This window comes from Shigella sp. SIG6, assembly GCF_053555815.1.
On the sequence record NZ_JBQZXC010000069.1, the window covers coordinates 1 to 19,282 of the forward strand.

The 19,282-nt window shown below is 51.5% G+C and carries 16 protein-coding genes and 2 pseudogenes; 4 read left to right on the forward strand and 14 right to left on the reverse strand.

What is annotated here, in order from left to right; translation table 11 throughout:
* Positions 1-1,063, reverse strand: a pseudogene (locus ACUU1M_RS12475) (MASE1 domain-containing protein); the annotation flags it as partial.
* 181 nt (positions 1,064-1,244) lie between these two features.
* Positions 1,245-1,397: a hypothetical protein gene (locus tag ACUU1M_RS12480; RefSeq protein WP_000017552.1), complete on the reverse strand. Its 153-nt coding sequence runs from the start codon at positions 1,395-1,397 to the stop codon at positions 1,245-1,247.
* Positions 1,398-1,414: 17 nt separating this feature from the next.
* Here ACUU1M_RS12480 and ACUU1M_RS12485 point away from each other — a divergent pair, with 17 nt between their 5' ends.
* The 3 genes from ACUU1M_RS12485 (at position 1,415) to ACUU1M_RS12495 (ending at position 2,990) form a co-directional block, all read left to right on the forward strand.
* Positions 1,415-1,606, forward strand: a complete 192-nt coding sequence (locus ACUU1M_RS12485; protein WP_000076001.1) for a YfgG family protein — start codon at positions 1,415-1,417, stop codon at positions 1,604-1,606.
* 310 nt (positions 1,607-1,916) lie between these two features.
* Positions 1,917-2,435 (forward strand): outer membrane lipoprotein, encoded by a 519-nt coding sequence (locus ACUU1M_RS12490; RefSeq protein WP_094185475.1) that lies wholly within the window; start codon positions 1,917-1,919, stop codon positions 2,433-2,435.
* 15 nt (positions 2,436-2,450) lie between these two features.
* Positions 2,451-2,990, forward strand: coding sequence for a DUF5384 family protein (locus ACUU1M_RS12495; protein ID WP_000755178.1), 540 nt, complete (start codon positions 2,451-2,453; stop codon positions 2,988-2,990).
* Between the two features lie 94 nt (positions 2,991-3,084).
* On the opposite strand, the gene guaA is transcribed toward ACUU1M_RS12495, so the two are convergent.
* Together guaA and guaB are read right to left on the reverse strand one after the other, a co-directional pair.
* Positions 3,085-4,662: a glutamine-hydrolyzing GMP synthase gene (gene guaA / locus ACUU1M_RS12500; RefSeq protein ID WP_000138259.1), complete on the reverse strand. Its 1,578-nt coding sequence runs from the start codon at positions 4,660-4,662 to the stop codon at positions 3,085-3,087.
* A 68-nt stretch (positions 4,663-4,730) separates the two neighbouring features.
* Positions 4,731-6,197: an IMP dehydrogenase gene (guaB, locus tag ACUU1M_RS12505; protein WP_001299507.1), complete on the reverse strand. Its 1,467-nt coding sequence runs from the start codon at positions 6,195-6,197 to the stop codon at positions 4,731-4,733.
* A gap of 161 nt (positions 6,198-6,358) precedes the next feature.
* Here guaB and xseA point away from each other — a divergent pair, with 161 nt between their 5' ends.
* Entirely contained in the window at positions 6,359-7,729 is a 1,371-nt protein-coding gene (gene xseA / locus ACUU1M_RS12510) for an exodeoxyribonuclease VII large subunit (RefSeq protein ID WP_000937943.1), read from the forward strand.
* Here xseA and ACUU1M_RS12515 read toward each other — a convergent pair.
* From ACUU1M_RS12515 to pbpC, 10 genes and pseudogenes are all read right to left on the reverse strand, one after another.
* The gene (locus ACUU1M_RS12515) at positions 7,726-7,941 is read right to left on the reverse strand and encodes a zinc ribbon domain-containing protein (protein ID WP_005047279.1); all 216 of its coding nucleotides are present in this window, start codon (positions 7,939-7,941) and stop codon (positions 7,726-7,728) included. The two genes, xseA and ACUU1M_RS12515, sit on opposite strands and share 4 nt — an antisense overlap.
* Positions 7,942-8,010: 69 nt before the next feature.
* Positions 8,011-9,483 (reverse strand): ribosome biogenesis GTPase Der, encoded by a 1,473-nt coding sequence (gene der / locus ACUU1M_RS12520; RefSeq protein ID WP_005076288.1) that lies wholly within the window; start codon positions 9,481-9,483, stop codon positions 8,011-8,013.
* A gap of 117 nt (positions 9,484-9,600) precedes the next feature.
* Positions 9,601-10,779 (reverse strand): outer membrane protein assembly factor BamB, encoded by a 1,179-nt coding sequence (gene bamB / locus ACUU1M_RS12525; protein ID WP_001177043.1) that lies wholly within the window; start codon positions 10,777-10,779, stop codon positions 9,601-9,603.
* A gap of 10 nt (positions 10,780-10,789) precedes the next feature.
* Positions 10,790-11,410, reverse strand: a complete 621-nt coding sequence (yfgM, locus tag ACUU1M_RS12530) for an ancillary SecYEG translocon subunit YfgM (protein WP_000409197.1) — start codon at positions 11,408-11,410, stop codon at positions 10,790-10,792.
* A 17-nt stretch (positions 11,411-11,427) separates the two neighbouring features.
* Positions 11,428-12,702 carry a histidine--tRNA ligase gene (gene hisS, locus ACUU1M_RS12535; protein WP_001107149.1) on the reverse strand — a complete coding sequence of 425 codons (1,275 nt, stop codon included), beginning with the start codon at positions 12,700-12,702 and terminating at the stop codon, positions 11,428-11,430.
* 110 nt (positions 12,703-12,812) lie between these two features.
* Complete coding sequence (gene ispG, locus ACUU1M_RS12540) at positions 12,813-13,931, reverse strand: flavodoxin-dependent (E)-4-hydroxy-3-methylbut-2-enyl-diphosphate synthase (protein WP_000551821.1); 1,119 nt, start codon at positions 13,929-13,931, stop codon at positions 12,813-12,815.
* 26 nt (positions 13,932-13,957) lie between these two features.
* Positions 13,958-14,971, reverse strand: a complete 1,014-nt coding sequence (rodZ, locus tag ACUU1M_RS12545; RefSeq protein ID WP_001090859.1) for a cytoskeleton protein RodZ — start codon at positions 14,969-14,971, stop codon at positions 13,958-13,960.
* A 284-nt stretch (positions 14,972-15,255) separates the two neighbouring features.
* Complete coding sequence (locus ACUU1M_RS12550) at positions 15,256-16,410, reverse strand: bifunctional tRNA (adenosine(37)-C2)-methyltransferase TrmG/ribosomal RNA large subunit methyltransferase RlmN (RefSeq protein WP_152028966.1); 1,155 nt, start codon at positions 16,408-16,410, stop codon at positions 15,256-15,258.
* Positions 16,411-16,559: 149 nt separating this feature from the next.
* Positions 16,560-16,991: a nucleoside-diphosphate kinase gene (gene ndk / locus ACUU1M_RS12555; protein ID WP_000963837.1), complete on the reverse strand. Its 432-nt coding sequence runs from the start codon at positions 16,989-16,991 to the stop codon at positions 16,560-16,562.
* Between the two features lie 149 nt (positions 16,992-17,140).
* A pseudogene (gene pbpC, locus ACUU1M_RS12560) lies at positions 17,141-19,282 on the reverse strand (peptidoglycan glycosyltransferase PbpC); the annotation flags it as partial.

Genomic DNA, 19,282 nt, shown 5'->3' on the forward strand with positions numbered 1-19,282 from the left:
ATTGAATCCGCAGCATGATGCCATAGTTCTTAACCAGCATTTCCATGCCAGGGATGCGTAAATAACAAAGCGCAGACTAGGGGGCATCACGCAACGCGCGATTCAGGGCGCGAACATTTGGCAGATGAACCACCGGGTCCACATACGCAAGCCGCTGAATGCGTCTGACTACCGCTCGCTGACGAGTTGCCAGTACAGCCATATAATTGACAATAAAAGAGAATACCAGATAACTGGAGGAGGTTATGGTCAGCTGCGTGGTATAGCCAGGATAAATGGGAATGTAATTTTGATAGCTGTGGATGCTGATCATCAACACGACCGCCCAGAGCAGCGAAATCAGCTTATAACCATAGCGCATTGCTCCCCACATCATCAGGGGCAGCAATAATGACAAGGTATAATTGGTGCTAAAAATTGTGCTTTTTTCATTTAACGGCATGCATAACAGCAACAATAAAGCACCTAATACCAGTAGCCAGAGCGCGAACTCTTTTTTGGTGACTTTGGCATCAACCTGCTGTTTTAATTGCGAATAATAGCTACGTAAATAAAATGGATTTCGCACTACCCGAATGATGAAGTAGCACAGCGGGACACCGACCAGATTTTCTCTGCTCGCCAGTAATCCTACAAATGCAGCAAACTGGAAAAGTATCAGAAACAGCGTTGCAGGAAACACTATCTGCCAGAATATACGCTGGGAAATTAAACGGGTATCACCATGTGAAACGTTGTTACGCCGGGGAGTAAAGACCCTGTAACCGCCCCAACAGAGAATGATAATAAAATTAGCCGTTAATGAGAGCGTTTCGTAAAAACCCAGCTCTGCATATTTGCGGACAAAAATCCCTAAGGTGATCCCTGGCAATGCCGCCCAGCTGAAAAACATCATCATGCTGATCATCAGTGCCAAAGGCAGATAAAAGAGAAAAACCTCACCGGAAGAAATATGCGCGAAAGTATTAATGTGGGCGAAAATGGGCAAGATTAAAGAAGGCAGGAACAGCGGAAGCCCCCACCATTTATCACGTATTTTTATATAAGTTGCATTTAGTTTCATAGATGCTCAGCAGAATCCCCCACATCCTGAAGGAGGTGTATTCAGACAGGCATCCCACCTGACTTCGAATGATGATTATTCATCACTATAGAGAGCATTGATTCTAAGTGTCATATGAAAGTTCCAATTGATATATATCAAACAAAATAACCCTGATTAATGAATTATTACGTTTATCATGTTAATTCATCATTATTACATCATCATTGTAAATAATTAAATTAACTTCCATAACATTAAAATATGTATCCACTGACGCTTTTTTACATAACGAAGAATTGACCATTTTGTCCTGTTGTGCCTTAATGTAAGTACCGTCCACAGCGTGGGACATACTTCAAGGAACCTTTTGTGAGTCAGGCAACTAGTATGCGAAAACGACACCGATTTAACAGTCGCATGACCCGTATCGTACTGCTCATCAGCTTTATCTTCTTCTTTGGCCGTTTTATCTACTCGTCCGTCGGTGCCTGGCAGCACCATCAGAGCAAAAAAGAAGCTCAGCAATCCACACTCTCCGTCGAATCACCGGTACAACGTTAGCGGTTACCTTCTCCACTTTCACAGAACATAACGGCACTTCGCTGTCGGATGCTTTTGCTCTTTGGGATTATCAAAGCGGCAGATATTCTTTCATCTTAAATTTTACGTCTTTGTCCTGACTGATGTTTATCCTGTTTGGCTGCGAAATAAATATAAAATTAATATATATGTTGTAATGATATATTTTTATAAATTATTCCCTGCGTGAATTTTAATAAATTTAATCTATCCCTTTATACGCAATACATTTACTTTCCTCTTTTGATGATCTTAAATGTCTTATTTTTCGTAATGTGTATAACAAGGAATAGTGATGAAATTTAAAAAATGTCTTCTGCCTGTGGCAATGTTAGTGTCATTCACTCTGGCAGGATGCCAGTCAAATGCTGACGATCATGCCGCCGATGTTTATCAAACCGATCAACTGAATACCAAACAAGAAACTAAAACCGTTAATATTATTTCCATTCTTCCCGCAAAAGTTGCCGTAGACAACTCCCAAAATAAACGGAACGCACAAGCCTTCGGCGCGCTTATTGGCGCAGTCGCTGGCGGTGTTATCGGCCACAACGTCGGTTCTGGCAGCAATTCCGGAACGACGGCAGGGGCAGTTGGCGGCGGAGCTGTAGGCGCGGCAGCGGGTTCTATGGTGAATGATAAAACCTTAGTGGAAGGTGTTTCTTTAACATATAAGGAAGGCACCAAAGTGTATACCTCCACCCAGGTGGGTAAAGAGTGCCAGTTTACGACAGGTTTAGCCGTTGTTATTACCACAACGTATAACGAAACGCGTATTCAGCCAAATACCAAATGTCCTGAAAAGAGCTAATAATCAGGAGGAGTCATGAAGAAAGTTTTTCTTTGCGCCATCTTAGCCTCCTTAAGCTATCCGGCTATAGCCTCATCATTGCAGGATCAACTCTCTGCTGTCGCAGAAGCGGAACAGCAAGGTAAAAATGAAGAGCAAAGGCAGCATGACGAATGGGTCGCGGAGCGCAACAGGGAAATCCAGCAAGAGAAGCAACGTCGCGCAAATGCCCAAGCCGCCGCGAACAAAAGAGCGGCAACGGCAGCGGCAAATAAGAAAGCTCGTCAGGATAAACTGGACGCCGAAGCCACTGCGGACAAAAAACGCGATCAAAGTTATGAAGATGAGCTACGCAGCTTAGAGATTCAGAAACAAAAACTGGCGCTGGCGAAAGAAGAAGCCCGCGTTAAGCGCGAAAACGAATTTATCGATCAGGAACTGAAGCACAAAGCTGCGCAAACCGATGTGGTGCAATCTGAAGCTGACGCAAACAGAAATATGACTGAAGGCGGTCGCGATCTGATGAAAAGCGTGGGCAAAGCAGAAGAGAACAAATCGGACAGCTGGTTTAATTAATCGATGTTAGTAACTTCAAGCCTATGATTCTTGAAGATAAAAAACCCTCTGTAGTAACGGAGGGTTTTGTTCATTCATAGTGCAGGGATCAAAATCATTCCCACTCAATGGTAGCTGGCGGCTTGCCGCTGATGTCATACACCACGCGGGAAATACCGTTCACTTCATTGATAATGCGGTTGGAAACGCGACCGAGGAAATCGTACGGCAGATGCGCCCAGTGTGCGGTCATAAAGTCGATGGTTTCGACAGCACGCAGAGAGACAACCCAGTCATACTTACGACCATCGCCCATTACACCAACGGAACGTACTGGCAGGAAGACGGTGAACGCCTGGCTGACTTTGTCGTACAGGTCCGCTTTACGCAGTTCTTCAATGAAGATGGTGTCAGCACGGCGCAGCAGGTCACAGTACTCTTTCTTCACTTCACCCAGAACACGAACGCCAAGGCCTGGTCCCGGGAACGGATGACGGTACAGCATGTCGTACGGCAGGCCCAGCTCCAGACCAATCTTACGCACTTCGTCTTTGAACAGCTCTTTCAGCGGTTCAACCAGGCCCATCTTCATCTCTTTCGGCAGGCCGCCCACGTTGTGGTGAGATTTGATGACGTGTGCTTTACCGGTTGCAGAAGCCGCAGATTCGATAACGTCAGGGTAGATAGTGCCCTGCGCCAGCCACTTCACGTCTTCCAGTTTCAGCGCTTCTTCATCGAATACTTCAACGAAAACGCGCCCGATGATTTTACGTTTTGCTTCCGGATCGTTTTCGCCAGCCAGCGCTGACAGGAAGCGATCTTCTGCCGGTACGTGAACAATGTTAAGACCAAAGTGATCGCCAAACATATCCAGAACCTGCTCTGCTTCGTTGAGACGCAGCAGGCCGTTGTCGACGAATACGCAAGTCAGGTTTTTACCGATAGCACGGTGCAGCAGCATTGCGGTTACGGAGGAATCCACACCACCAGAGAGGCCGAGGATGACTTTATCGTCGCCTACCTGCTCGCGGATGCGAGCTACAGCATCGTCGATAATTTTCGCTGGCGTCCACAGGGCTTCACACTGGCAGATATCACGCACAAAACGCTCCAGCATGCGCATACCCTGGCGGGTGTGAGTCACTTCCGGGTGGAACTGTACGCCATAGAAGCGTTTTTCTTCGTTAGCCATAATGGCAAACGGGCAGCTTTCGGTGCTGGCTACGGTGACGAAGTCGGACGGGATAGCGGTAACTTTATCGCCGTGGCTCATCCAGACATCGAGCAGCGGTTTACCGTCTGCGGTCAGCGCATCTTCGATACCGCGAACCAGTGCGCTGTCGTTTACGACTTCAACCTGCGCGTAGCCAAATTCACGTTCGTTAGAGGCTTCAACGTGACCGCCCAACTGCATTGCCATGGTCTGCATGCCATAGCAAACGCCGAATATCGGTACGCCTGCTTCAAAGACATACTGCGGCGCACGCGGACTGTTTTCTTCAGTAGTACTTTCCGGGCCGCCGGAAAGAATAATGCCGCTTGGATTGAAGTCACGAATTTGTGCTTCTGTCACATCCCACGCCCACAGTTCGCAGTAAACACCCAGCTCACGCACGCGGCGCGCAACCAGTTGAGTGTACTGAGAACCGAAGTCCAGAATGAGGATGCGATGCTTATGAATGTTTTCCGTCATTGACGCTTATTCCGAGGCAAGTGAAACAGATAATATAAATCGCCCGACATGAAGTCGGGCGAAGAGAATCAGGAGCCCAGACGGTAGTTCGGGGACTCTTTAGTAATGGTCACGTCGTGAACGTGGCTTTCCTGAATGCCCGCACCGCTGATACGTACAAACTCCGCTTTAGTACGCAGTTCGTCGATAGTACCACAGCCGGTCAGACCCATACAGGAGCGCAGGCCGCCCATCTGCTGGTGAATGATCTCTTTCAGGCGACCTTTATAAGCTACGCGACCTTCGATACCTTCCGGCACCAGTTTGTCGGCAGCGTTATCGCTCTGGAAATAACGGTCAGAGGAACCTTTGGACATCGCGCCCAGGGAACCCATACCACGGTAAGATTTATAAGAACGGCCCTGGTAGAGTTCGATTTCACCCGGAGATTCTTCAGTACCCGCCAGCATGGAACCTACCATCACCGCGCTTGCGCCAGCGGCGATAGCTTTGGCGATGTCGCCGGAGAAGCGAATACCACCATCTGCGATAACCGGAATACCGGTGCCTTCCAGGGCTTCAACTGCGTCAGCAACGGCAGTGATCTGCGGAACACCTACGCCAGTAACGATACGAGTCGTACAGATAGAACCAGGGCCGATACCGACTTTAACCGCGCTGCAACCAGCTTCTGCCAAAGCGCGTGCACCTGCAGCTGTTGCCACGTTGCCGCCGATGATTTGCAGATCCGGATATTTAGCACGGGTTTCACGGATACGCTGCAAAACGCCTTCTGAGTGACCGTGGGAGGAGTCGATCAGCAGAACGTCAACGCCAGCGGCAACCAGCGCGTCAACACGCTCTTCGTTACCCGCACCTGCGCCAACTGCAGCACCAACACGCAGACGGCCTTGCTCGTCTTTACAGGCGTTCGGTTTACGTTCCGCTTTCTGGAAGTCTTTCACGGTGATCATGCCGATCAGGTGGAATTCGTCATCAACCACCAGCGCTTTTTCAACGCGTTTTTCGTGCATTTTTGCCAGCACCACTTCACGGGCTTCACCTTCACGCACGGTGACCAGACGCTCTTTCGGCGTCATGTAAACGCTAACCGGCTGGTTCAGGTCGGTAACAAAACGCACGTCACGACCGGTGATAATACCCACCAGTTCGTTTTCTTCGGTAACGACCGGATAGCCCGCAAAACCGTTACGCTCGGTCAGTTCTTTCACTTCGCGCAGCGTCGTGGTTGGCAGAACAGTCTGCGGATCAGTCACCACACCAGATTCGTGTTTTTTCACACGGCGAACTTCTTCTGCCTGGCGTTCAATGGACATGTTTTTGTGGATAAAGCCGATACCGCCTTCCTGAGCCAGAGCAATAGCCAGGCGCGCTTCCGTTACGGTATCCATTGCTGCGGAAAGCATAGGGATATTCAGACGAATAGTTTTCGTCAGCTGGGTGCTGAGGTCAGCAGTATTCGGCAGAACGGTAGAATGAGCAGGAACGAGGAGAACGTCGTCAAACGTCAGAGCTTCTTTAGCGATACGTAGCATGGGCAATATCTCGACCAGAGTGGTTAATAAATATTGCCGCGGCATTATACAGAGCGTAACCGATTGCATCTACCCCTTTTTGCAAAAAATGCTTGCTATCCCCGAAGGGCGGGTTACTATCGACTGAATAACCTGCTGATTTAGAATTTGATCTCGCTCACATGTTACCTTCTCAATCCCCTGCAATTTTTACCGTTAGTCGCCTGAATCAAACGGTTCGTCTGCTGCTTGAGCATGAGATGGGACAGGTTTGGATCAGCGGCGAAATCTCTAATTTCACACAACCGGCTTCCGGTCACTGGTACTTTACACTCAAAGACGACACCGCCCAGGTACGCTGCGCGATGTTCCGCAACAGCAACCGCCGGGTCACCTTCCGTCCGCAGCATGGGCAACAAGTTTTAGTTCGCGCCAATATTACGCTCTACGAGCCGCGCGGCGACTACCAGATAATCGTTGAGAGTATGCAGCCGGCCGGTGAAGGGCTGCTGCAACAGAAGTACGAACAGCTCAAAGCGAAGTTGCAGGCTGAAGGTTTGTTCGATCAGCAATACAAAAAACCACTTCCCTCCCCTGCGCATTGCGTTGGTGTGATCACCTCAAAAACCGGTGCTGCGCTACATGATATTTTGCATGTGTTAAAACGTCGCGATCCTTCTCTACCGGTGATCATCTACCCCACCTCCGTTCAGGGCGATGACGCGCCGGGGCAAATTGTTCGCGCCATTGAACTGTCGAATCAGCGCAATGAGTGCGACGTGTTGATCGTTGGGCGCGGCGGCGGTTCGCTGGAAGATTTATGGAGTTTTAACGACGAACGCGTAGCGCGGGCGATTTTTGCCAGCCGCATTCCGGTCGTCAGCGCCGTCGGGCATGAGACGGATGTGACCATTGCCGATTTTGTTGCCGATCTGCGTGCGCCAACGCCGTCTGCCGCCGCTGAAGTAGTGAGCCGTAATCAGCAAGAGTTACTGCGCCAGGTGCAATCGGCCCGTCAACGGCTGGAGATGGCGATGGATTATTATCTCGCCAACCGTACGCGTCGCTTTACGCAGATTCATCATCGCTTGCAGCAGCAGCATCCGCAGCTCCGGCTGGCACGCCAGCAAACCATGCTTGAACGCCTGCAAAAACGGATGAGCTTTGCGCTGGAAAATCAGCTTAAGCGTGCCGGGCAACAGCAGCAGCGATTAACACAGCGGCTGAATCAGCAAAATCCACAGCCGAAGATTCATCGCACGCAAACGCGCATTCAGCAACTGGAATATCGTTTAGCAGAAATCCTGCGCGCACAGCTTAGCGCCACGCGTGAACGTTTCGGTAATGCAGTAACGCACCTCGAAGCCGTAAGCCCACTGTCAACGCTGGCGCGTGGATACAGCGTTACTACTGCTACTGACGGCAATGTACTGAAAAAAGTGAAGCAAGTTAAAGCGGGTGAAATGCTAACCACACGTCTGGAAGACGGCTGGATAGAAAGTGAAGTAAAAAACATCCAGCCGGTAAAAAAATCGCGTAAAAAGGTTCATTAAGCCAGCACGAATTCAACGCGTTTTTTCGATATCAAGCCATGCCCGTGCTGACAGAAGTAATCTACTGCACCGCAGGCTTTTAACACCTGCAACGGTTGATGGCAGTCTGGACAAAGAGCTTTCATTTCAATAAATTCCCCGCAGGATGGGCAACGCGCATGGCCGTTATCCTGATCAAGCACATGCTGACATTTTGGACAATGCAGTTCCATATGAATTCCTCCGGTAGCCATTCCCTCTACATTCATAGAGGGAATGGCAGATAAAATACTTACGGATAATTATTTATTTTTCTTGATGTGCTTCATCAGACGCTTACGTTTACACATCTGGGTTGGCGTCAGGGTGTTACGCTTGTTCGCATACGGGTTTTCCCCTTCTTTGAACTGAATACGAATCGGCGATCCCATTACGTCCAGCGATTTGCGGAAGTAGTTCATCAAGTAGCGCTTGTAGGAATCAGGCAGGTCTTTCACCTGATTACCGTGAATCACCACAATCGGCGGGTTATAACCACCAGCGTGGGCATATTTCAGCTTCACACGACGACCGCGTACCAGCGGCGGTTGGTGATCTTCAACAGCCATCGTCATGATGCGCGTCAGCATAGAGGTCCCCACACGACGGGTGGAGCTGTCATACGCTTCACGTACTGATTCAAACAAGTTACCAACACCACTGCCGTGCAAGGCAGAGATAAAGTGCACACGAGCAAAATCGATAAAGCCCAGACGGAAGTCCAGAGTTTCTTTCACCTGCTCTTTCACTTCCTGGCTCAGGCCATCCCACTTATTCACCACAATGACAAGTGAGCGCCCACTATTGAGAATAAAGCCCAGCAGCGAGAGATCCTGATCGGAAATACCTTCGCGCGCATCAATCACTAACATCACCACGTTGGCGTCTTCAATGGCCTGCAACGTTTTGATTACGGAGAATTTCTCTACAGCATCGGTGATTTTGCCGCGTTTACGTACGCCAGCGGTGTCAATGAGCACATACTCACGTCCATCGCGTTCCATTGGGATGTAGATGCTGTCACGCGTCGTGCCAGGCATGTCGTAAACAACAACGCGCTCTTCTCCAAGAATACGGTTAGTGAGTGTAGACTTACCTACGTTCGGACGACCCACAATCGCCAGTTTGATCGGCAGACTTTGCGGGTCGAAGTCGTCTTCCTCTTCTTCTTCGCCGTTCTCTTCCGCTTCAAATTGCGCCCAGTATTCAGCGTCTTCGTCGACTTCCTCTTGCGGTGCGAGATCTTCCATCCACGGCAGCAGCACATGCTCCAGCAGACTTAATACGCCACGACCGTGAGACGCGGCGATCGGGTAGATTTCACCTAAACCAAGCGAGTAGAAATCAACCACTGCCTGATCGGGATCCAGACCGTCAGTTTTGTTTGCCACCAGGAAGGTCGGTTTTTCACGGGAGCGCAGATGTTTGGCAATCGCTTCATCTGCCGGCATCAGGCCCGCGCGCGCATCCACCATAAACAGTACGACGTCCGCTTCTTCAATCGCCAGCAGCGACTGTTCCGCCATGCGGGTTTCTACACCGTCTTCTGTGCCATCAATCCCGCCGGTATCAATACAGATAAACTCACGGCCTTCAATTTCCGCACGACCGTACTTACGGTCACGAGTCAGACCCGGGAAATCCGCAACCAGCGCATCTCGGGTGCGAGTTAGACGGTTAAATAACGTGGATTTTCCTACGTTAGGGCGCCCGACAAGCGCGACCACAGGTACCATGTTTAAAGCCTCATTTTTATAAATCATCAGACAACGCACGCTATATTCGCGTCGTTGTTAAAAACAGGAAAACGGCCCCTGTCCAGGAGCCGTTTTCAAAGTGAACGACAGAGACGATTAACGTGTAATAGAGTACACGGTTCCGTCTTTTGCCTGGATCAGCAGTTTGCCGTCAGCGGCAACCGGTTCAGTCTGGAAACCGGAACTATCAACTTTTTGCTGGGCAACGAAACGACCATCTTCGACGTTAATCCAGTGCAGATAACCTTCACTGTCACCGACCACCAGGTTGCCATTATACAGCACCGGAGAAGTCAGCAGGCGATGCAGCAGATCGCTTTGTGCCCACAGCGTAACGCCGCCATCAATGGTCAACGCCATCACCCGGTCATTTTGATCGACCAGATAGATGCGATTGCCATCGACGATGAAATCATTCACCGAACCCAGTTCGCGTTTCCACATAATCTGACCACTGCGCAGATCAAGCGCCGTCAGGTTACCATTATAGGCCAGCGCGAAAACAACGCCGTTAACAACGACGGGAGTCGTGTCAACATCGCTCAGACGGTCAATTTCGGTAGAACCGGTCGCCTGGGAAATACGCTGCTGCCAAATCATCTGGCCCTGTTCCATCAGCACTGCGCTGACGCGACCATTATCGCCACCCACGACGGCCGCACCAAAAGCCGTTGCCGGCGCAGACTCGCCACGCAAAGAGAGCGAAGGCATATCGAGGTTAACTGTCCATTTGACAGCGCCGTCAGCTTCGTTCAGCGCTTGTAACTGACCGTTACTGGTGTGGATTAACACCAGACCGTCGCTGACCACCGGGCGCGAAAGTGCTTCACCCGCGACTTTAGTTTGCCATGCCACAGTACCATCGCTGGTATTCAGCGCGTAAACCTGCGCCTTTTCGCTGCCAATGTAGACATGCCCACCAGACACGGTCACACCGCCAGAAAGTAATGCAGGCTCTTTAGAGAACCAGCCATCTTTCTCGGCCAGGCTGACAGACCAGATTTCTTTGCCATCATCCGCATTCAGCGCTTTTACCAAACCAGCGCGGTCCGCTGCATAGACAACGTTGTCCGCCAGTGCCGGATGAAGATTGGAATAGAAGTTGCCAATGCCGCTACCAACGGAAGTGCTCCACGCCGTGGTCGGCGTAAACTGATTTTCAACGGTTGGCAATGGGGACATCTTTACCACATCTTCTTCGCTGTTAAACAGCGAACAGCCGCTTAAAAGGGTAACGGAAAGCAGTCCTGGCAGCAGTAATTTACGCAATTGCATCGGGTCCCTCTCAGATGGACAAATTATTAATTTTCATCTGCATCATTTCGCTCAGTGCCGGAGTAACATCGCTTTTCACGCCTGCTTCCCATGCACTACGCGCACCTTGCTTATCACCTTTGCTCAGCAATGCTTCACCACGCAGGTCGGCAACAATGGCAGCCCACCCTTCACCTTTGATGGTATCAAGGGTTTTCAGCGCGGCATCAGCCTGCTTGAGCTGTACCTGAACGCGAGCAAGACGCAGATTTATCACGGCTTTGAGATTTTCATCGCTCGTGTCTGCCAGCCCCTGTTGTAACTGGGCGGCAGCTTTCTCTAGTTCATTTTTGTCAACAAATTGCTGCGCAAGTTCCAAAGAAGCCAGCGCACCATAAGTATTTTTATTTTCAGCAGCAAATTTTTCCGCCGCCGGGATGCTATCCGGTTTGCCTTCGCTCACTGCGGTAACCGCATTTTGATAGGCAAGAGAAGCGGAGCGTGCAGAATCAACCTGATGGCTGTTCCAGTAGCGCCAGCCAATCAGTGCGCCAACGCCCAAAATCCCCCCAACAGCCAGTGCTTTGCCATTTTCAGCAAAAAAGCGTTTAACCGCTTCTACCTGGTCGTTTTCGTTCTCGTAAATTTCCACGCTGTCCTTCTCCTTCCTTAACCCAGTAACGTGCGCAAATGCGCGGCTACGCTATCCTGCGCAACTGCCGTTTGCTCACCAGAGCGCAAATCCTTCACTACTGCTGTGCCGTTAGCCACTTCAGACTCACCCAGCACCACAGCAACGCGGGCACCCCATTTATCAGCACGGGCAAACTGTTTCTTAAAGTTGCCGCCGCCGTGGTTGGTCATCAATTTCACGCCCAGTAATTCATCACGCAGACGCTCAGCTAATGCCATAGCCGCAGATTGTGTATCAGCACCTGAAGCCACCAGGTATATATCGACAACAGGATCGGCTTTAAATTCCGGATTAACGGCCTGTACTAACAATACAAGACGTTCGAGGCCCATCGCAAAACCGACAGCCGGTGTTGCACGACCGCCCAGTTGTTCCACAAGACCGTCATAACGACCGCCTGCACACACGGTGCCCTGGGAGCCGAGACTGTTAGTCACCCACTCGAAAACGGTACGGTTATAGTAATCCAGACCACGCACCAGACGCTGGTTTACGGTGTAAGCGATCCCCGCGCTCTCCAGCAGTTTGCACAGACCGGCAAAATGCTCACGAGATTCCTCGTCCAGATAATCACCTAATGCCGGAGCGTCGTTGAGAAGCGCCTGCACTTCCGGATTTTTTGAATCCAGCACGCGCAGCGGGTTAGTGTACATGCGGCGTTTGCAGTCTTCGTCCAGCTTTTCTTTATGCTGCTCAAGGAATGCCACCAGCGCATCGCGGTAATTGGCGCGTGCTTCCAGCGAACCGATAGAATTCAGCTCAAGAGTTACGTGTTCGAAGATACCCAGCGCACGCCACCAGCGGGCAGTGAGCATAATCAGTTCAGCGTCGATATCCGGACCTTGCAGACCGAAAACTTCGCAGCCCAACTGATGGAACTGACGATAACGCCCTTTCTGCGGACGCTCGTGACGGAACATCGGCCCGATATACCACAGACGCTGTTCCTGATTGTACAGAAGACCATGCTCGATGCCGGCGCGTACACAGCCCGCCGTCCCTTCAGGGCGCAGAGTCAGGCTGTCGCCATTGCGATCCTCAAAGGTGTACATCTCTTTTTCAACCACGTCGGTGACTTCACCAATCGCACGTTTGAATAGCGGGGTCTGCTCTACAATCGGCAAGCGGATTTCACTGTAACCGTAGCTGCCGAGCACGTTTTTCAGTGTGCCTTCAATGCGCTGCCAGATGGCCGTTTCGCCAGGCAGGTAATCGTTCATGCCGCGAATGGCTTGAATGTTTTTTGCCACGTTTATTCTCTTTCTGAATATAAAAATGAACCCTCAACGCTTCCCTCAATGTTTCGGGAGCCATGCGGGTTCAATCATACACGGGAAGCGAGGCGCTTCCCATCACGTTATTATTTTTCAACCTGCTGAACGTCAATTCGACGCGCTTCGTCCAGCTGACTGGCTTTCGCACGAATGCGTGCTTCCAGCTGGTCGATCATATCGTTGTTGTCCAGACGGTCTTTGCGCACGCCATCTTCATAGAGGCCGCTTTTCTTGTTGCCGCCGGTGACGCCGAGTGTAGAAACCAGCGCCTCACCTGGGCCATTCACCACGCAGCCGATAATCGAAACGTCCATCGGAGTGATGATATCTTCCAGGCGTTGCTCCAGCGCGTTAACCGTACCGATAACATCAAATTCCTGACGCGAACAGGTCGGGCAGGCGATGAAGTTAATCCCTCGCGAACGGATACGCAGCGATTTCAAAATATCGAAACCGACTTTGATCTCTTCGACCGGATCGGCCGCCAGCGATACGCGCAGCGTGTCGCCGATGCCTTCCGACAGCAGCAGACCTAAACCAATGGCGGATTTTACTGCCCCGCTGCGTGCACCACCGGCTTCGGTGATCCCCAGATGCAACGGCTGATCGATCTGTTTTGCCAGCAAACGATAAGACTCAACAGCGAGGAAGATGTCAGACGCTTTCACGCTGACTTTGAACTGTTCGAAGTTCAGGCGATCGAGATGATCAACATGACGCATGGCGGATTCCAGCAACGCCTGCGGCGTCGGTTCGCCATACTTTTCTTGCAGATCTTTTTCCAGCGATCCGGCGTTAACGCCAATACGGATCGGAATGTTTTTATCGCGCGCACAGTCAACCACCATGCGAATACGCTCTTCATTACCGATATTACCAGGGTTAATACGCAGACAATCGACGCCGTATTCCGCTACTTTCAGCGCAATGCGATAGTCGAAGTGGATGTCAGCCACCAGCGGCACGTTAACCCGCTGTTTGATGAGTTTGAACGCTTCTGCCGCGTCCATCGTCGGTACGGAGACACGGACGATATCAGCGCCAACGCGTTCCAGCGCCTTGATTTGATTGACCGTTGCTTCGACATCTGTCGTACGCGTATTGGTCATGGACTGTACGGCGATGGGAGCACCATCGCCAATCGGCACATTCCCAACGTAAATACGTGTTGATTTTCTACGTTGAATTGGAGCCTGGTTATGCATGAAAAATCTCCCGCGTTACCCGTCTGTTACTGCGCCGGTGATTGTTCGGCATTGAGGGTCAGACGCGCAACCTGGTTAGTTCTGATAAAACGACTCAGATCGACAGGTTTCCCTTGATACTGGATCTGTACTGCGGCTGGCGCACCAATTTTCAGTTTATACGGTGCCTGGCCGGTTAAATTCAAATTACCGTCTTTACGCTGCATCCCGCTAAACAATTTTTTACCGGTAGCATCAGTGACCTCCAGCCAGCAATCGGCAGTAAAGTTCATCACCAGCGCATTCGGATCAGCCGCCGGCGTGGTCACGCCAGCCTGATCGGTTGGCAACGGCGCAGCACCATCTGGCGTTGTTGCTGCCGTTGGTACCGGGGTCGCGGCGGTATCAACATTTGCCTGCGAAGGCGAAACAACCGCATTCCGTTGCGGATCAACAGCTGGTGCTGGCGCAGTTACGGCAGGTGTTTGCGTGTTGGTTGCGGTAGTATCCACAGACGCTGGCGGCGTGGACGTTGTAGCCGGGTCTGTAGTTGTCGACGTATTTAACGGAACACTCTGCCCCTGCTCGCTATTACTGCTCAGTTCCGCCGAAGATTGATCGGCCATAGTGGTGATCTCTTCCTGCTGAGCTTTGTGGTCTTGCCACCACCAGGCACCGCTCAGGCCGATAACCACAAACAACACCAGCCAGGTGAAGGTCATCAGCCAGCCGTCGCGTTTTTTGCGGCGTTTACCGAGGGAAAAACTCTGCATTGGCGCAACTTTTGCAGCCCGAAGTGGAGCCTGCTTTTCCAGCCCTGGCAGCAGTTCTTCTTCTGGAATATGTACCAGACGCGCATAAGAGCGGATATATCCGCGCAGGAATGTTGAAGCAAGATCGGCGGGTGCCTTATCTTCTTCAATGTCGCGTACCGTGGAAACCTTCAGGCAAAGTCGCTCGGCAACGGCCTGCTGACTAAGTCCTAGTTGTTCGCGAGCATTACGCAGGCGAGCGCCGGTAGTAAGTGCTTCATTTTGGTCGTGCGTGGCTTCAGTATTCATTCGCTGCAGGTACGTTTAAATGAGAATTGAGATGCCGGTGAACCATCATGCTCACCCACACCGCGAAACATCCGTTAAGTTAACCGTTATCATACAGTATAAGACCGTCTGTGTGCTCGTGACAAAGCCCACATTCACTGAGGCTAACTTACTGTTGCATCGTTACATACTGCCTTAAAGTCAGCAAAAACGCACCGTTAATATTGACCAGACAATTGCAACTTAATACTTCATTCATAAAAGATTACGCCACGGTACATAAAGTAACCGTGGCGTAATGGCTATCAGACCGCTTTAATATCGATGGCTTCACCCTGCATCCGTTTACGCAGAGTACGTTTCGTACGGTCGATAACATCGCCCGCCAACTGACCACAGGCAGCATCGATATCATCACCACGCGTTTTACGCACAATAGTGGTGAAACCGTAGCTCATCAGCACTTTTGAGAAACGGTCGATACGGCTGTTCGAACTGCGTCCATACGGCGCGCCCGGGAACGGGTTCCACGGGATCAGGTTGATCTTACACGGCGTATCTTTCAGCAGTTCCGCCAGTTGGTGCGCGTGTTCAGTGCCGTCGTTAACGTGGTCAAGCATCACGTATTCAATAGTGACTCGGCCCTGATTGGCGTTGGATTTCTCCAGATAACGGCGCACCGCAGCAAGGAACGTTTCGATATTGTACTTTTTGTTGATCGGCACAATTTCGTCACGAATTTCGTCGTTCGGCGCGTGCAGGGAAATTGCCAGTGCAACGTCGATCATATCGCCCAGTTTATCCAGCGCCGGAACTACACCGGAAGTGGAAAGCGTCACGCGACGTTTAGACAGGCCAAAACCGAAATCATCAAGCATGATTTCCATCGCCGGAACGACGTTGTTCAGGTTGAGCAGCGGCTCGCCCATGCCCATCATCACGACGTTAGTGATTGGGCGCTGACCGGTGACTTTTGCTGCGCCGACGATTTTCGCCGCACGCCACACCTGGCCAATAATTTCCGATACCCGCAGGTTGCGGTTAAAGCCCTGCTGGGCGGTGGAACAGAATTTACACTCCAGCGCACACCCCACCTGCGAAGAGACGCAGAGCGTGGCACGGTCGTCTTCCGGGATATACACCGTTTCGACGCGCTGATCGCCAACGGCGATCGCCCATTTAATGGTGCCGTCGGATGAACGCTGTTCTTCAACCACTTCCGGTGCGCGGATTTCCGCCACATCTTTCAGTTTGCCGCGCAACACTTTGTTGATGTCGGTCATCTCATCAAAGTTGTCGCAGCAATAGTGATACATCCACTTCATCACCTGATCGGCGCGGAAGGTTTTTTCACCTAAATCTTTAAAAAACTCCCGCATCTGCTGACGGTTGAGATCCAGCAGGTTGATTTTTCCATCTTTCGTGGTGACGTTTTCAGGTGTGACTAATTGTTCAGACATATGCTATTCCGGCCTCGTTATTACACGTTATGGCCCCTGGAGGGTTGAAAAAAGAAACGCCCCGGTGAGCGGCTGCTCGTCCGGGGGCGCTGCATTGTACAAATTCTGGCGCACGGATGCCACGTTTGCACGCGGCATTTACGAAATTATTAACGGGTGCGCGGGCACACTTCGCCTTCGCCGAAGAAATAAGCGATTTCGCGAGCGGCAGATTCGACGGAATCAGAACCGTGGGTACCGTTTTCGGTCAGGCTGTCAGCGTAATCAGCGCGCAGAGTACCAGCCAGTGCGTTTGCCGGATTGGTCGCGCCCAGCAGATCGCGGTGACGCTGAACGGCGTTTTCACCTTCCAGCACGGAAACCACGATCGGGCCAGAGGTCATGAATTCAACCAGACCATCAAAGAACGGTTTTCCATCGTGTTCAGCATAAAAGCCACGTGCCTGTTCAACGGTCAGGTGCAGCATTTTGGTGCCGACAATTTTGAACCCTGCAGCTTCAAAGCGCGCAAAGATATTACCAATGACGTTTTTTGCTACCGCGTTCGGTTTGATGATGGAAAAAGTACGTTCAATAGCCATTTTTACCTCTGTAAATTGTTCTGTTGTTGTCTGTACCAGCGTACGAGATGGCGCGGATTATAATGAGCAACAGGGCCGTTGACTATTGATGAAGGTAACATTTTTTTTAAAATAAAATGAGTTTTAGCAACAATCAGGGACAAAACAGACTATTGCATGACAAATTTCACTGTCGCGATTTGCCCCACATCATCCATCACCAGCAATTGATAATCACCTTTATCCGTCAAATGCAGGGTCACGTTGCGCCCGCGTTCAGTTAACGGTTCGCCATTCAGAAACCACCAGCGTTCACCTGCCCCTCCACTTGATTGCAACGGCAAAGTCGCTTCCGCTGCGCCCGGTAAACGTTTAATAATCGCGCCATCGCGAACGCCTGTCAGCTGCAGAGGGAGCTGGGCATCGTGACCGTATGGCGGGCAAATTGTCGAGGCCGGTGGTAAGCGCACAGCGCGACGTTCTGATGCGGGCAGCCAGGGTTCCAGCGGTAGCGGCCAGACATTTACCATTTCTTGCTTCGCCTGCGGGCAGTCAGCGGCGACGCGCTGCCCTTTGTCATCCAGCCAGATGGGGAAGCGAATGCCATTAATCCCTTCCTGCTCTGACAGTAACAGCGTTGGCGGCTGGCTGCCATCCAGCAGCCAGGTTGCCAGGCGGCGGCGACAGTTACCGTCACCTTCCGGCAAAGACTGTCCGCCCGGCCAGCAGATAACGCCACGAGTGACTGAGTTCGGGCGCGGGTCTTCCGGCAGATTCGCACTGCGCGACAGTAAGATATTATTGACCTGATTCAACAATGGTACGGCACTGGCAAAGCCAAACTGACCAACAACGGGCGTGCCGTCAGGTCTGCCAGTCCAGATCCCAATGACATAGCGAGCGTTAACCCCAATCGCCTAGGCGTCACGATAGCCATAGCTGGTGCCCGTTTTCCATGCCAGTGGGGCGACGCGCGGCAAGGCACTATCCGGCAAGGGTTGCGCTTCATCAGCCATAATCCGGCGAATGATCCACGCCGCCCCCGACGACATTAAAGGCCGTTCAAGCAGCGGAGTCAGGCTGTAAGCGCAATTTGCCTGCCTTGCCGTGGCGAGCAAACGCGGTATACGCTGCCGCCATATCTTCCAGTTTTGCACCAGCGCCGCCGAGAATGAGTGAAAGATTCGGCGCAGCGCCGTTGGGCAAATATAACGGCAATCCAACATTGCGTAACTTTGCCGCAAACCGTTTCGGTCCATAGGCTTCCAGCACCTGCACAGCAGGTAAGTTCAGCGAGCGCACCAGCGCCTCGCTCATGTTGATCGGGCCATGAAAACCGCTATCAAAGTTACCTGGTCGATAATCACCGGTGCGCCGGGGGACGTCTTGCAGCAGTGATGCCGGGTGGATCAAGCCTTCATCCAGCGCCAGACCATAAACAAACGGTTTGAGCACCGCTCCTGGCGATCGGATCGCATTGACCATATCAACATGACCAAAGCGTGAATCATCGTTGAGATCAACCGATCCCACCCAGCCGCGAACACGCATATCGGTATGATTAACCACGATCATCGCCAGTGAGCTGCGCGGTGGCAACCGCCCTTTCCAGTTTTGCGCCAGTTCTTCCAGACGTCGTTGAAGACCGGCATCCAGCGTAGTAACGATTTTGTCGCTTTTGCTTTTACCGAGCATCATGCGCGAAAACAGCGGTGCCAGTTGCGGCATTTGTCGGGGTGCCAGCCAGATGGGTTCTTCCCTTGACTCTTTTACCTGCTCACGGGACCACACACCTTGCGCAGCCATCCGTTCGAGCACTTTATTACGCGCGGCTTCGGCACGCTCCGGCCAACGATCCGGGCGCAGTCGGCTGGGCACTTGCGGTAACACCGCCAGCATTGCCGCCTCGGAATAGCTTAAATTCGCAGGCGATTTTCCGAGATAAGCCCAACTTGCCGCACCGCTCCCCTGCAACGTACCGCCAAACGGAGCGCGGTTAAGATACAAGATCAGAATTTCACGCTTAGACAAATGCCACTCCAGTTGCAACGCGCGCCAGAGCTGGAGAATTTTGCCACCAAATGTTTTGGGGTGAGGATCAAGCAGACGAGCAACCTGCATAGTGAGCGTGCTGCCACCGGAAATAACCCGTCCCGAAGTGAGATCTTGCCATACTGCGCGCGCCACCGAGAATGGATTAACCCCCGGATGCTTCCAGAACCAGCGATCTTCATAATTGATCAGCGCTTCAAGGTAACGTGCCCCTATTAAGTTGTCAAGCATGTTATGACCCCTGCGGGGTATAAAAAGTC